The following is a 14735-nucleotide window of genomic DNA, read 5'->3' as shown; positions in this document are numbered from 1 at the left end:
AAATGCGAAATTAATTTGTTGTAATTCAATAATCCGAAACGGATTAATGATATCCACATACTGAAATGCCCCGTAGTTTTTGAATAATGGATATCCACTTAGAATTATTCTAAATTTTGCAATCGTGCAAATTTGAGCCATATATTAACGAACTTTAGAACAATACCCTAAAACATATTTTTATGCTATCATCCGATCAGGAACCACATAATGGCGACAGCAGGAGGGACTTCCTGAAGAAGAGTTCCCTAATTACGGCCATTGCGCTTACTCCATCAGTAGCGGTAAAAGCCGCAGAAAACCAGGCTGATGAACGTTTCGCAGCACTTTTTGAAAGAATTCCATTAAATATCACTGTAAATGGTACAGTGCACAAAGCCAGCATTGAACCCAGGGTAACGCTGTTGGATTACTTGCGTGAGGAACTCCATCTTACGGGCACAAAAAAGGGTTGTGACCATGGCCAATGTGGCGCCTGCACTGTTCATGTAGATGGCGAACGGCTGAATTCTTGCCTAAGCCTAGCGGTGATGAATGAAGGGAAGAAAATCACCACCATAGAAGGATTGGCCGATGGTGAACAACTTCATCCTATGCAAGCTGCATTTATCAAACACGATGGCTTTCAATGTGGCTATTGCACATCTGGACAAATCATGTCTGCAGTGGCCTGTGTAAATGAAGGACATACAGGATCGCGGGCTCAAATTAGTGAATACATGAGCGGAAATATTTGTAGATGTGGTGCCTATCCAAACATTGTTGATGCGATTGTTGAGGTTTCGAAAGGAGGAACGAAAGCATGATCAATTTCCAGTATTTAAGGACAACAACTGCTAAATCGGCACTGTCGCTTTTATCTAAGGATAAGAATGCTAAGTTTATTGCAGGTGGAACCAATTTGGTTGATTTAATGAAACGAGGGGTAAGCACCCCGGAGAAACTCATCGATATCAATCATATTCCGTTAAAAGACATTAGGCAAGTGGGCAATCAGATTATAATAGGAGCGCTTGCTACAAACACGGCTGTGGCCGAAAGTACCTTAATTAAAGATAAATTGCCTTTGCTTGCAATGGCGCTAAATGCAGGTGCATCTGCACAGTTACGTAATGCTGCAACTGTGGGTGGGAATATGATGCAACGCACAAGATGCGGATATTTTTATGATACTGAAATGCCGTGCAACAAACGCAAACCTGGCTCGGGTTGCGCCGCTATTGGCGGATTCAACCGAATGCATGCTATCTTTGCAACTTCAGAAAAATGCATTGCAGTTCATCCTAGCGATATGTGTGTTGCCCTCGCAGCGCTTGATGCCGTGGTTGTTGTAGCGAACCTTAAAGGAGAAAGAAAAATTTTATTCAAAGACTTTCATCGTTTAGCTGGTGATACACCTCAGCTAGATAACAATTTAAAAGCTGATGAATTGATTCTTCGAATAGAGATTCCACTAAACAATTTAGCTAAAAATACACATTACCTTAAAGTAAGAGACAGGGCTTCCTATGCCTTTGCGCTCGTATCTGTTGCGGTAGGAATGGAGCTTGTAAATAATAAAATTGCTGGTGTTAAATTGGCTATGGGTGGTGTTGCACATAAGCCCTGGCGATTAACGGCAGCCGAAGCATTTCTGGTTGGTAAAGAACCTAATAACGCCAACTTTGTGGAGGCTGCAAGGCTTTCCATGGATGGTGCAAAGGGCTTCGGTGAAAATAATTTCAAATTACAACTGGCACCGAATTCAATAATTGAGGCGCTAAATGTCGCAAAATCAAAAGCATCATAATGGAAAAAGTTAGATTAATTGATGAGAACGACCGCGTAGATGGTGTTTACAAGGTTACGGGAAAAGCCAAATATTTTGCCGAATATGATTTACCAGGCTTAACATATGGCGTTTTAGTTACAAGCAACATCACTAAGGGTAGAATAACCTCACTCGATACAAAGGCCGCGGCCAGTGCACCAGGCGTAATTTCAATAGTATCGCACCTTAATAAGCCCTCAGTGCCTGGTTATGAACAAGAGGGAGGTTCGCCGATGAAAATTTTTTATACAGATAAAATTTTCTTTAATGGTCAGCCTATTGCGCTGGTGGTCGCCAATACCTTTGAAAGGGCAACGTATGCAGCATCTTTGGTAAATGTGAGTTATGCTAAAGAGGAATTTAATACCGATTTTGAAAAAGCTGTTAAGGATGCTAAAGCTAAAAAGTTACAAGGCCAGCCAGATTATAAACGAGGTGTAGAGAACGCCTATCAGCAAGCTGAAGTAAAAGTACAATCTGAATACCATTTGCCGATTGAAACCCATAATCCGATGGAGTTGCATGGCATTATTGCCGATTGGCGGCCAAACAATCAATTAACAGTTTATGCAAAAACCCAAGGTGTAAAAGCCACCCAGGGAAGTATTGCAAATGTTTTTAAAATTCCTGCAGAGAATATCCAGGTAAATTCTGAGTTTGTTGGCGGTGGTTTTGGTATGGCCTTAAGAACCTGGCCGTTAGAAATGGCTACCATTATGGCTTCCAAACTTATCGCAAAACCAGTGAAGTTAGTGATTACAAGAATGCAAATGTTCACTATGGTTGGAAACAGACCTGCTGCTATTCAAACTGTGGGTCTTGGTGCTAATAAGGATGGTAAGCTTACAGGCATTACGCATCGGGCATTTGGTGAGAGCGCTGCTTATGAAAACTTTACCGAAGGCGTAGTGAACATGGCGAAGTTTATGTATCAATGTGATAATGTAAATACGCAATATACGGTAGTTCCGGTAGATTTAAGTGTGCCTATTTGGATGCGTGGACCAGGGGAGGCAACCGGTGCATTTGCGCTGGAGAGTGCAATTGATGAAATGGCACATGCACTAGATATGGACCCGCTTGACTTTAGGATCAAGAACGATCCTGAAAGAGACCAGCAGCGAGACAAGCCTTTTTCAGATAAAAATATTAAGGAAGCTTATCGAGTTGGGGCTCAGAAGATCGGATGGAACGAACGCAAGAACAAACCTGGAAGCTTGATAGACGGCTCGTGGCAAAGCGGATATGGTGTGAGTGTAGGTGTTTTTAACGCTAACCGTGGACGGGCAACGGTTAAAGGTACCTTAAATGCGAACGGAACACTCGTTTTGCAAAGTGCTACTAGTGATATCGGTCCTGGAACCGGCACGGGGATGACTTTAATTGCCAGCAAGGTAATGGGGATTCCAGCAAACAAGATTACTTTCGAATTAGGCGATTCGTCACTACCTCCTGCACCAAGTCAGGGTGGATCCGCTACACTTTCGACCGTGGGATCTGCTGTTAACGATGTTTGTGTAGCCCTAAAATCAACAGTTGCCGAGCTGGCTGCAAATGCTAACATGGATGCCACCGCAAATTTTATTGATGTTTTAAGAAAGAATAATCTCCCTTCAATTGAGGTAACTAAGCAGAGCCAGGCAGGTAAGGAACGAGATGAATTTTCGATGTACAGTTTCTCTATTCACTTTGTCAAGGTAAGTGTAAATAGCTTAACTGGCGTAGTTAAAGTGGATAAAATTGTTTCAGTTGGTGACTCCGGCAAGATTGTAAGCCCAAAAACAGCCCGAAGTCAGATGGTTGGCGGTGCAGTTGGCGGCGTAGGCATGGCCTTAACCGAAGAAGCCATCATAGATCACCGTTTTGGAAGGTACATTAATAACAATTTTGCCGATTACCATGTTCCTGTGAATGCAGATATTCCAGAAATTGAAGTTCACTTTATCGATAAACCCGATCCGCATATCAATCCTATGGGTGCTAAAGGAATGGGCGAAATTGCCCTGATTGGTTTCTCTGCGGCAGTAGCTAATGCGGTATTTAACGCAACGGGAAAAAGGATTAGAACGTTGCCAATTACCCCTGATAAAATTTTAAAAACAATCTAGAGAATCCAATTAATAAAAAAAGGCTCGAGATCAATTAAATTTAATGATCTCGAGCCTTTTTTTGATTATTAATTACTTGGCTGTTGATTTGCCTGTATAAGTAGCTGCTAATTTTAATGCCTGATAGGCATTTACAATTCCACCGCTTATACACAAGTCTGAAAATGGTACAGATACAGATTCGGCATTTTCATCATCGCCTTTCTTGTAAGATACATTATGATTCACTTTCGTTACCGACTTTACAATAATCTCTTTTACTTGTGCAGCAGATAATTTTGGATAGTATGAGCGAATTAATCCGGCTAAACCAGCTACAACAGGAGAAGCCATACTCGTACCATCGAGATTTTTATATTTCGAACCTGGAACGGTTGAGTAAATTTGTACACCAGGTGCAAACACATCAACTTGTGTTTTTCCGAAGTTAGAAAAACTAGCTTTAAGGCTTTCATCATCTTTAGGTCCAGATGCGCCAACAGTAATCCACGATGCGATCGTTTTATCATCCAAATCCTTGTGGTTCGGGAAATTGTTTTCTGTGTCGATATCTTTGTTTTCATTACCGGCCGCTTGTACAATCAGCACATCCTTTGAAGCAGCATATTTCATGGCATCATTTACTATTGCTTTATCCCAGCTATACGCCTTTCCAAAACTCATGTTAATCACCTTTGCACCGTTATCTACCGCATATCGAATTGAATTTGCAACATCTTTATCCCGTTCATCACCATTTGGCGTACAGCGAACGCCCATAATGGCAACATTATCTGCTACACCCATTATACCAAGGTTATTGGTACGGTCTGCGGCTATAATACCTGCAACATGCGAGCCGTGCATGGCATCAGGACCTGCCACATCGTTATTGCCATAGAACTTCTCTTTAGGATCATCTGGATTATCGCCTACTATGGAACGTGGGTTATAGTCTAAATTTAAGTTGTATTCCGCCTGGCGGGTATAGTAATCGAACCCTTCTTTAATCTGATCTTCATAGAAATCCTTAAAACTGCCGTTTTGTAATTGCTGTACCATTACAGCTTGTATGCGCTCTTCTAACTGGTTAGCCGGTTTCAAATTCTTAAAATCTTCCAAACTAGGATTTTCCTTACCTATTTTTTTAACAACAGCATCCAAGGCGGTTTTGAAACCTCCAATTCCTGCAAGCCCTTGTTTCGCCTCAGCTAATTGTTTTTCTAAATCTGCACGTCTTGCTTTAAAAGTTTCCCAGTCTTTTTTATCTTTTTCGGCTACACTTGCATCGGTGGTATTTCCAAACCGTTCCATGTCGCGGCGTACCAGGCGTGTCAATTCTAAGGTTTCATAATTAATAGATTCCTTTGGTCCCCCGATAAAATTCCAACCATGTATATCATCAGCGTAGCCATTCTTATCATCATCTACTCCATTTCCTGGCTTTTCTTTAGCATTCGTCCACATGATTCTTTTCAAATCTTCATGGGTATCAGCCACTCCGCCATCATTAACGGCAACGATGACTTTGGTCGATTTTTTACCTTTTAATAATTCTTTATATGCTTTCTCTGTGCTGATGCCAAAAGTGGAATCGGTTTTAAGATCTAGGTTTTGCCAATTTGGTTTCTGTGCATCTGCTATTAAAGGTGCAGCTATTATAAAGGTTGCACTTAGAAAAGTGTTAAAAATTTTGCGCTTATTCATTTATATTATTTTTCTTATTAACGTTGGAAAGTTAATTTTAATTTTCTTCATTCTGTTAATTTGTGTTAAAAATGTCGTCAGCATAGCAAAAAAAAATCCCAAATAGTCTTGGGATTTAGCATGCAAATGGGCTGGACTATTTTCTTATTTCATCTCCGAGGAAATTTTCTTAGCCATTTGATCGTGCTGCTCAATAACTTTTAAGGTGTTCGTTGCAAAAGTCTTAAGCTCCATGTCGCGATTCTGCATGCCCTCTTTAAACAAGTTTACCGTTTTTTCATGGTCGTTAACCATCATTTCCATATAATGCTTGTCGAAGGTTGCGCCAGTCATTTTCTTCATTGCATCTAAATGAATCTGTTCATCTGCAGGTAAACCATCTGGGGTGATAATTTTTTTGCTCGTGCTTAAGGCTTTTAATTCTGCATTTGCTTTAGTATGGTCTGTTAACATCTGTGCTGCAAAAGCTTTCACAGAAGGATTCATAGCATTTTGCTCGGCTATTTTAGCTGCTTCAACTTCCATTATACCCCCAATGGCTGCTTTTTTAAGGAAGGTAGCACCTGCTTCATCTAAACCCGATTCGGTGCTTTCGGCACCAGTTACGTGATTGCCATTTACCATAGAGGTATCGCCAGACACACTATCTTTTGTTGTCGATGATTTTTTATCTGCCGTTTGGCATGCTTGGAAGGTTAATGTAGCAGCTAAGGCTGCCGCAACTAAGAATATGTTTTTCATTTTACTTGATGATTAAATGTGAATAAAAAACACAACTAGCTTAAAAAGGTTTTGTTCTAATCCTGATCTCGCCCAGGCAAGGAGGTTTTTGACTTGAGCTTTAAAAGAGGTTGAGTTGCGCAGGCTGATATAGACTAGGATCAAAGAAGTACGCATCCTTTGCAGTTTGCTCAATGTAGAAAACGTTAGATTCCTGATGTCTGGAAGCTACCTCGACATGAATTTTTCCGGCCACATTTTTAAACAGCTGTTCAACCAGGGCAGGATCATTATTATCTTTCGAGAGGTGGCTGAGTAACAGGTGACTCATGTAGGATGGTCGGTGATTAAGAAATAACTCCAAAGCCTGCTTATTACTTAAGTGCCCATAACCGCTGGTAATTCTCCGTTTTAAGAAATACGGATAAGCACCTCGTTCTAACATCTCCACATCATAGTTAGCTTCTAAAAAGGCGGCGTGGCAGGTTTTAAATTGGCTGATTAATCGATCGCATACTGCACCAATATCAGTGAATACACCTACACGAACATCGCAACAGGCTATTGTGAAAGAGTATGGATCAGCAGCGTCATGGAATTTAGAAAATGCCGTTATTTCTAAGTTTCCTATAGTTATTTTTTGCGTGTGAGATAAATTAAAAATTTGTGATTCGTCGATAGACAGCCGGCTGCTTTTATATGTTGCAGTGCTGATATATACTGGTAGTTTATATTTTTTTGCTAAAACAGCTAAACCTTTGATATGGTCACTATGCTCATGAGAAATGAAGATCGCTTTTATACTATTCATGGAAAGCCCAAGTCTTTCCATTCTCCTTTCAACTTCCTTGCATGTCAGTCCTACATCAACCAATACGGCCTCGGTGTTATTACCAACATAATAACAGTTTCCATTGCTGCCCGAATTTATTGAAGTGAAATATAATGCCATTAGGGCTGCAAGATACGGCTAAATTGATTAGGTTAAAAGAAAACTATACAATGGTTTCGTTGTATTCTGCCAATCTGGATAGTAATGGCAAAAATGCCTGAATAAGCTGAATTTCATTTGGTGAATAAAGCTTTTCCATTGTTTTTACCAACCATTCCTCTTTTATCTTTCTAATGTCCAGGAGTTGGTCTCTTCCAAATTTTGATAGGGAAATAAAGATTTTACGTTTGTCTTCCTCACTTTGGAGTCTCACTATACACTTTGCGTCAAGCAAACGATTAAGAATTTGTGAGATGGCTTGCTTGGATACACGTTCCATTTCTGCAAGTTCAGTTGGTAATAAACGGATGTGCTGCTCTAAAAGAGACATGGTAAGCAATTCGGCATTACTATATGCTGCACCTACATTTTGTTTTCGCAATTGACGGGTTAGCCGGGTAACAGTACTTCTAAGTAAAGCAGCTACAGTTTCTGATGAGGTAGACATTATTATGGTTAATAAACTTTACAAATATATAAATTTAATCTAGATAGACTGGTGTGTTAAATTTGAATGATAAAACCCTTTATTATGTTTTTAACATGATAATTTGCTTTTGTTATGTTGCAAGAAAAAGAAGTTTCTTGTGTAACTTTGTAAAGTTACTTTACTAATAAAGCATGAGTATTTTTCGATCTTTAAAGCATTATAATTATAGGCTTTTTTTTACAGGCCAGGCAATTTCGCTCACTGGCACATGGATGCAGCGTGTAGCCATTAGCTGGTTAATTTACCGCCTTACGGGTTCTGCTTTTCTTTTGGGTTTGGTTACTTTCTTAAGTTTGATACCTTCCTTAATTTTAGCACCATACGCCGGTAGCTATACCGATAGGCATAATAAATACAAGATTCTTGTGATTACCCAGGTAATATTGATGTTGCAAGCAGGGGCTCTTGCCCTTATGATTTGGTTTAAGGTGTATGATGTATTCTGGATTGCCGCTTTATCATTGGTGCAAGGTTTAGTTAATTCTTTTGATGTTACCGCCCGTCAGTCGCTAATGGTTAATTTGATAGAAGATAAAGAAGACTTGCCAAATGCCATTGCGCTAAACTCATCAATGTTTAATGCAGCCAGGTTAATTGGTCCGGCTTTGGCTGGTGTGGTGCTAAGTACAATGGGAGAGGACATCTGTTTTCTGATTAATTTTCTAAGCTTTATCGCGGTATTGGCCTGTATGGTGATGATGAAACTCAAGATTACAGAACCACCTAAATCGAAAGAGAATATTTGGGTAGATTTAAGGAAAGGCTATCACTATTTAAAATCTTCTCCCGATTTGGCATCGATGATCTTAATGACGGCCGCTTCCAGTTTATTGGTTATCCCTTTTACTACTTTGCTGCCCGTGTTTGCCAAAGATATTTTTAATGGAGACGCAACTACCTTCGGGTGGTTTGAAAGTGCTGCTGGCTTTGGGGCATTCTTTGGCGCCATCTATATGGCTACGCTAAAGTCAAATCAGAACATCCAAAGAACTGTTATCATATCTGGTATTGTATTGGCTCTGGCAGTTATGGCGCTGGCATTGTCTTCATCACTTATATTGGCACTAATTTTTACAGGATTAGCAGCCTTGGGGTTGATGGCTCAGAACTCTTCTATAAATACATATCTTCAAACCCATGCAGATGATACGATGCGGGGCAGGACCTTAAGTTATTATATCATGGCATACCAGGGGGTTTTGCCTATTGGAAGTTTATTAATGGGCTTTATGGCACATCAATTCGGAGCGCAGACCGTTGTTGTTTTCGAAGGTGTTGCTGGTCTCGGTATTGCTGGTGCTTTTATTTATTACGAGAGGCATAGAAAAACAATTAAAGAAGTTCCAGCCTTTTCGGGCTAGTGGATGATAAGCTTGCAGTCCACCATAATTTTTTTGTAATCTGATCGGTCAATTTCCTGATTAATTAATCGCAACAGTAATTCAATTGCATTTTTCCCAACAGCCTCCGGATTTTCTTCGATAGATGCGATCGGAGGGGAATCCAGGTAGCTAATAAACGCATGATTGCCAAATCCGATACATTCTAATTTATCTAAACCTTGGTAATTGATTGATTTTAAATATTTTATGGCATCAAATAAAATAGGTTCCTTAAATGCAACAAGTGCCGTGGGCTCGAGCTTAGAAGAAAATAGTTTTTCAATAGCACTGTTGGTGTTGTCTTTATCAAAGTCTGTATAGGCAACCAATTCTGCTGAAAAAGGTAAATTGTTATCTTTTAAAGCATTGATGTAACCTTTGAACCGATCGTGTGTAAAGTTGTTCATCTTGGGCCCGCCCAAATAACCAATTTGCTGATGTCCGCGACTAATTAAATAGGATGTGGCGTCGTAACATCCCTGAAAAGTATTGCCAAGCACCTTGTGGCAGTTTAGGTTGAAGCTTGGGTTACGGGTATAATATACTACCGGAACGCCAATCTGCTCAAATTGATCTAAATGCGCAAAGTCTACAGTATTTTTAGATATGGCCACTATTAATCCATCAACCCTACTTTTTAAAAGCATGTTAGCCGACTGAATTTCTTTCTCCAGTGAATCATGGCTTTGGCTGATAATCACGTTGTACCCATTTTCTGTTGCAAATTGCTCAATACCGTAAATGCTTCGGGTAAAAAACTGGTCGAGTAGATTTGGTAAGATTATACCAATGATTCTCGATTTTCGCTCTTTTAAATTGATGGCAGATTTGTTCGGCGTAAAGTTCAGTTCCTTCGCCATTTCCTGAACCCTTTTTTTGGTATATTCGTTAATGGTAGGATAATTATTTAACGCCTTAGAAACCGTAGAAACAGACATTTTTAATTTTTCTGCCAAAAACTTAAGGGTAACAGGAGTATTAGGTATCATATTTTTCTAAACGGTGCACATAGATAACAAAAATTAAGCAATTATTTCAAACGTTTGAAACCTTTAACAAATCGAATACTGTTGAAATGGACACACTTTATAGCATCGTTTGCAGTTTGAGTATTTAAATTAGTCACGAAATATTTTCTGACATTCAATACACGAAGTTAGATGTATAACAGGTGATTTGATTTTTTAAGTATGTGATCAATATCAGTGAGAATCGATTTAGAAAAGGGAAAAAAAAGTCAATTTGACATCATTCGGAAGGATCATCTAATAATAAATTGCTAGTTTTGAAACTGTCAAATTCCTAAAATTTTTAAAAAATGACTATGCTTAAATCAACCTATTGCGTTCTTATAATTTTCTTATCCTTCTTTAGCACTGCTGCTGTAGCTCAAGTTAACGCCATACAAAATATTCAAGCAAGAAAGATTCAGTCTTTAAATGGTAAGTGGAACTACATCATCGATCCGTATGAGAACGGTTATTACGATTACCGACACGTACCTTTCGATCAGTCAAAAAGTGGTAGTGGTGGTTTTTTTGATGACCGGGTGCAGAAGGATAAGTCAGAATTAATTGAGTATGACTTCGACCACTCTCCAACAATGAACGTTCCTGGTGACTGGAATTCGCAATCAGAAAAACTATTATTTTATGAAGGTAATCTCTGGTTGCGAAGGAAATTCGACGCGAAACCAGAAAAAGGAAAAAAATATGCCATCTATTTTGCCGCGGTAAACTATGAAGCCCACGTGTATTTGAATGGAAAAAAACTTGGTGTTCATAAAGGAGGATTCACACCTTTTCAGTTCGATGTTACCAATAAATTAAAAATAGGAGAAAATAGCATTGTCGTGAAGGTTGATAATACCAGGAAGCAGGATGAAATTCCGACATTAAATACAGACTGGTGGAATTATGGAGGCATTACAAGAGATGTGTACCTGGCAGAATTTCCAGATCATTATATTAGCGACTATAAACTTCAACTTGTAAAAGGTAATAGCAGTCTGCTAAATTTCTCCCTCAAGTTAGCCGACGCTACATCAGGACAAGAAATAACCCTTTCTATACCGGAATTGAAGCTTGAGAAGAAATACAAGACAGATGGAGAAGGAAGAGTGTATGATGAATTTACCTGGAATAACCTAAATCTTTGGTCGCCTGAAAATCCTAAACTATATGCAATAAACATCAAAACCGATAAAGAAAATATTGATGATAAGATCGGTTTCAGAACTATTCAAACTAAGGCAGATAGCATTTACCTGAACGGGAAGCCAATATTTTTAAGGGGGATTTCTTTACATGATGAGAACCCCCTGTTAGCTGGTCGTTTACGTTCTGAAGGCGACATGCGAATGATGTTGCAATGGGCAAAGGACATGAATTGTAACTATGTACGCTTAGCGCATTACCCTCACAATGAAGAAATGATTAGGCTAGCAGACGAAATGGGCCTCCTGGTTTGGGCAGAAGTTCCGGTATATTGGACCATCAGCTGGACAAACCCCGCCACTTATGCAAATGCGAAACAACAGCTTTCTGACTTAATTTTTCGCGATAAAAATCGTGCAAGTGTGATTGTTTGGTCTATTGGTAATGAAACACCGCTGAGCGATGCAAGATTGAGTTTTATGACTAATCTCGCTGAAACAGCACGTAGTCAGGATGATACGCGTTTGGTAGCAGCAGCTTTGGAAGTTCACCGTGATGGCACTAACATTATTCTAAATGACCCACTTGGAGAAGTGATCGATTTGGTGAGCTTTAACGAATATGCCGGATGGTATTGGGGTGGTACGCCAGCTGAGATAACCAAGTACAATTTTGACATTAAATATAAGAAACCTGTGGTGATTACTGAATTTGGAGGAGATGCATTGGGTGGTTTTCATGCAGATGAAAATACACGTTGGAGCGAAGAGTACCAGGAAGCGCTTTACAAAAACCAAATTACTTTATTAAGTAAAATTCCTGCACTAAGCGGAATGACTCCTTGGATTTTAACGGATTTCAGATCGCCAAGAAGGCAACATCCAATCTATCAGAACTTTTGGAACAGAAAAGGACTCATTAGTGAAACAGGGAAAAAGAAGAAAGCCTTTTTTGTATTGAAAGATTACTACCAGCAAATGCAGGAAAAATATAAATAAAAAGCAAACCAAATATAACCTAGAAAATGAATAAATATAAGTCATTGGCCGTGGCATTAGCCATATCCTGTACCAGTGCATTTGCGCAAAATCAAAAGATCGATAAAAAGGTCGATTCGGTTTTAAAGCTGATGACCTTAGCAGAAAAAATCGGTCAGCTGAATCAGTATACAGGCGATAGTGATGCGACTGGACCCATCACCCCCAATCCAAATAAATTAAAGGATATTAAAGATGGGAAATTAGGTTCGATGCTGAATATTAAAGGCGCAAAAGAAACCCGAGAAGTACAAGAATACGCCATGCAATCGCGTTTGAAAATTCCACTTATTTTCGGTTTGGATGTGATTCATGGCTATCGGGTAACCTTCCCTATTCCCTTAGCAGAAGCGGCCAGCTGGGATCTGGCGGCGATGGAAGAAAGTGCCCGAATTGCTGCAAGGGAAACTGCAGCCTCGGGAGTGCACTGGACCTTTGCACCAATGGTTGATATTGCACGAGATCCGCGTTGGGGAAGGGTAATGGAGGGTGCAGGTGAGGATACTTACCTTGGTTCGAAGATTGCCTTTGCTAGGGTAAAAGGTTTTCAGGGTAAGGGATTAGGAAATTTAGATGCGGTAATGGCATGTGCTAAACACTTTGCAGCTTATGGTGCGGCAATAGCTGGTAGAGATTACAATGCTGTAGACATGAGTGAGCATACGCTATGGGAAACTTATCTTCCCCCTTTTAAAGCAGCTGTAGATGCTGGTGCAGCTACTTTTATGAATTCCTTTAATACTTTAAATGGGATTCCGGCTACGGGAAATGCGCATCTTCAACGCGATATTTTGAAGGGGAAATGGAAATATAATGGTTTTGTTGTTAGTGACTGGGGGTCGATTGGTGAAATGATCGATCATGGATTTGCCAAAGACAAAGCTCAAGCGGCTGAATTGGCTATTCTAGCTGGCAGCGATATGGATATGGAGAGCAGAAGTTATTTGCCAAACCTTGCTAAGTTGGTTGCCGAGAAAAAAGTTCCTGTGGCTTTAATTGATGATGCAGTACGGAGAATATTGCGGAAAAAGTTCGAACTCGGACTGTTTGATGATCCATACCGTTTTAGCAATGCAGCCCGCCAGGAAAAAGAACTCAATTCACCTGAAAATAGGAAGGCATCGCTATCCATGGCAGAGAAAAGCATCGTTTTACTAAAAAATGAAAATCAGCTTTTGCCCTTATCAAAAACCCTGAAGAAAATTGCGGTAATTGGTCCGCTAGGTAAATCTGAAAAGGACATGCAGGGATTCTGGTCTATAAGTTGGAAAGATGATCAACTAATTTCACTTTACCAAGGCCTAAAAAATAAGTTAGGAGACAAAACCGAGTTACTTTACGCAAAGGGTTGCGAGATAGCCGACTCATCTAAAGCAGGATTTGATGAAGCAGTTGCGGTAGCTAAACAGGCAGATGTTGTGGTTATGGCCGTGGGTGAAGCGCTTGATATGAGCGGTGAGGCTAAAAGTAGAGCTCACATTCGTATTCCCGGCGTACAGGAAGATTTGATAAAAGCTGTACAGGCAACGGGTAAACCTGTAGTTGTTTTAGTTATGGCCGGCCGTCCGCTTATTTTTAACTGGACTGCAGATCATGTGCCTGCAATTATGTACACCTGGTGGTTAGGAAGTGAGGCTGGAAATGCAATGGCAAATGTGCTGTTTGGAGATTATAACCCAAGCGGTAAACTCCCCATTACCTTCCCGAGAGATGAAGGGCAAATTCCAATTTATTACAATTATTTAAGCACCGGAAGACCATCCAAAAATGATAAAGATATCAACTATCGCTCTGCTTATCTAGATATGCCAAACAGCCCAAGATTTGCCTTTGGTTACGGCTTAAGCTATACCAGTTTCGACTATTCAGGTTTAACCATAAGCAAAAATCAAATTCATAGCAATGATAAAATTGTGGTCAATTTCACCTTAAAAAATACAGGTAAGTATGACGGAGAAGAGGTGGTTCAACTGTATTTGCAAGATAAGTTTGCTTCTGTTGTACGGCCAATAAAAGAGTTGAAAGACTTTCAAAAGGTTATGCTGAAGGCAGGAGAACAAAAAAATATTAGTTTTATTATTGATAAAGAGAAGCTTTCATTCTATAATCAGGCATTACAATGGGTTGCAGAGCCGGGAGATTTTAAACTAATGATTGGTACAGCATCTGATAATATTAAGCTGGAAAAAGATTTCAAACTGATGGATTAGCTCGAAATCAATCTACATTAACTCGTAAGTATTAAAAATAGATGCCTATATGACTAATGACTGCAAAAAATAACTTAAAAAATATTAACTATTTGAAGGCGCTTTAAACTAAGTGCACTTTAAATCACAAATATCGATGTCTGTT

General features: G+C 39.6%; 11 protein-coding genes. 6 read left to right on the top strand and 5 right to left on the bottom strand.

The features are described from left to right. Positions 1-182: 182 nt before the first annotated feature. Genes OQ268_RS07835 through OQ268_RS07825 form a run of 3 tightly spaced genes read left to right on the top strand, consistent with a single transcriptional unit; the run spans position 183 to position 3918 of the window. Entirely contained in the window at positions 183-806 is a 624-nt protein-coding gene (locus OQ268_RS07835) for a (2Fe-2S)-binding protein (RefSeq protein WP_265855563.1), read from the top strand. Beyond that, entirely contained in the window at positions 803-1789 is a 987-nt protein-coding gene (locus OQ268_RS07830) for an FAD binding domain-containing protein (protein WP_265855562.1), read from the top strand. Before OQ268_RS07835 ends, OQ268_RS07830 begins: the two co-directional genes overlap by 4 nt. Then, positions 1789-3918: a xanthine dehydrogenase family protein molybdopterin-binding subunit gene (locus OQ268_RS07825; RefSeq protein ID WP_265855561.1), complete on the top strand. Its 2130-nt coding sequence runs from the start codon at positions 1789-1791 to the stop codon at positions 3916-3918. The genes OQ268_RS07830 and OQ268_RS07825 overlap by 1 nt, the downstream gene beginning before the upstream one ends. A gap of 72 nt (positions 3919-3990) precedes the next feature. Here OQ268_RS07825 and OQ268_RS07820 read toward each other — a convergent pair whose 3' ends face one another. From OQ268_RS07820 to OQ268_RS07805, 4 genes are all read right to left on the bottom strand, one after another. Further along, complete coding sequence (locus OQ268_RS07820) at positions 3991-5604, bottom strand: S8 family peptidase (protein ID WP_265855560.1); 1614 nt, start codon at positions 5602-5604, stop codon at positions 3991-3993. A gap of 144 nt (positions 5605-5748) precedes the next feature. Then, entirely contained in the window at positions 5749-6345 is a 597-nt protein-coding gene (locus OQ268_RS07815) for a DUF4142 domain-containing protein (RefSeq protein WP_265855559.1), read from the bottom strand. 100 nt (positions 6346-6445) lie between these two features. Beyond that, positions 6446-7276, bottom strand: a complete 831-nt coding sequence (locus tag OQ268_RS07810; protein WP_265855558.1) for an MBL fold metallo-hydrolase — start codon at positions 7274-7276, stop codon at positions 6446-6448. Positions 7277-7319: 43 nt separating this feature from the next. After that, positions 7320-7763: a MarR family winged helix-turn-helix transcriptional regulator gene (locus OQ268_RS07805; protein WP_265855557.1), complete on the bottom strand. Its 444-nt coding sequence runs from the start codon at positions 7761-7763 to the stop codon at positions 7320-7322. Positions 7764-7936: 173 nt separating this feature from the next. Between OQ268_RS07805 and OQ268_RS07800 the strand changes: the two genes are divergently transcribed. Further along, positions 7937-9166, top strand: a complete 1230-nt coding sequence (locus OQ268_RS07800) for an MFS transporter (RefSeq protein ID WP_265855556.1) — start codon at positions 7937-7939, stop codon at positions 9164-9166. Here OQ268_RS07800 and OQ268_RS07795 read toward each other — a convergent pair. Beyond that, positions 9163-10176, bottom strand: a complete 1014-nt coding sequence (locus OQ268_RS07795; RefSeq protein WP_265855555.1) for a LacI family DNA-binding transcriptional regulator — start codon at positions 10174-10176, stop codon at positions 9163-9165. The genes OQ268_RS07800 and OQ268_RS07795 overlap by 4 nt on opposite strands. Positions 10177-10511: 335 nt before the next feature. Between OQ268_RS07795 and OQ268_RS07790 the strand changes: the two genes are divergently transcribed. Beyond that, positions 10512-12341, top strand: a complete 1830-nt coding sequence (locus OQ268_RS07790; RefSeq protein WP_265855554.1) for a glycoside hydrolase family 2 protein — start codon at positions 10512-10514, stop codon at positions 12339-12341. A 26-nt stretch (positions 12342-12367) separates the two neighbouring features. Then, positions 12368-14590, top strand: a complete 2223-nt coding sequence (locus tag OQ268_RS07785) for a glycoside hydrolase family 3 N-terminal domain-containing protein (protein ID WP_265855553.1) — start codon at positions 12368-12370, stop codon at positions 14588-14590. Positions 14591-14735 lie beyond the last annotated feature (145 nt).

This window comes from Pedobacter sandarakinus (assembly GCF_026240095.1).
GTDB classification, from domain to species: domain Bacteria; phylum Bacteroidota; class Bacteroidia; order Sphingobacteriales; family Sphingobacteriaceae; genus Pedobacter; species Pedobacter sandarakinus.
Note: the sequence above shows the minus strand (reverse complement) of the source record. Positions and strands in the feature narration are given on the sequence as shown.

Bases quoted from the DNA above. Each gene is read 5' to 3' on its own strand.
- OQ268_RS07835 (WP_265855563.1), top strand. From the start codon at position 183: ATGCTATCATCCGATCAGGAACCACATAATGGCGACAGCAGGAGGGAC.
- OQ268_RS07830 (WP_265855562.1), top strand. From the start codon at position 803: ATGATCAATTTCCAGTATTTAAGGACAACAACTGCTAAATCGGCACTG.
- OQ268_RS07825 (WP_265855561.1), top strand. From the start codon at position 1,789: ATGGAAAAAGTTAGATTAATTGATGAGAACGACCGCGTAGATGGTGTT.
- OQ268_RS07820 (WP_265855560.1), bottom strand. From the start codon at position 5,604: ATGAATAAGCGCAAAATTTTTAACACTTTTCTAAGTGCAACCTTTATA.
- OQ268_RS07815 (WP_265855559.1), bottom strand. From the start codon at position 6,345: ATGAAAAACATATTCTTAGTTGCGGCAGCCTTAGCTGCTACATTAACC.
- OQ268_RS07810 (WP_265855558.1), bottom strand. From the start codon at position 7,276: ATGGCATTATATTTCACTTCAATAAATTCGGGCAGCAATGGAAACTGT.
- OQ268_RS07805 (WP_265855557.1), bottom strand. From the start codon at position 7,763: ATGTCTACCTCATCAGAAACTGTAGCTGCTTTACTTAGAAGTACTGTT.
- OQ268_RS07800 (WP_265855556.1), top strand. From the start codon at position 7,937: ATGAGTATTTTTCGATCTTTAAAGCATTATAATTATAGGCTTTTTTTT.
- OQ268_RS07795 (WP_265855555.1), bottom strand. From the start codon at position 10,176: ATGATACCTAATACTCCTGTTACCCTTAAGTTTTTGGCAGAAAAATTA.
- OQ268_RS07790 (WP_265855554.1), top strand. From the start codon at position 10,512: ATGCTTAAATCAACCTATTGCGTTCTTATAATTTTCTTATCCTTCTTT.
- OQ268_RS07785 (WP_265855553.1), top strand. From the start codon at position 12,368: ATGAATAAATATAAGTCATTGGCCGTGGCATTAGCCATATCCTGTACC.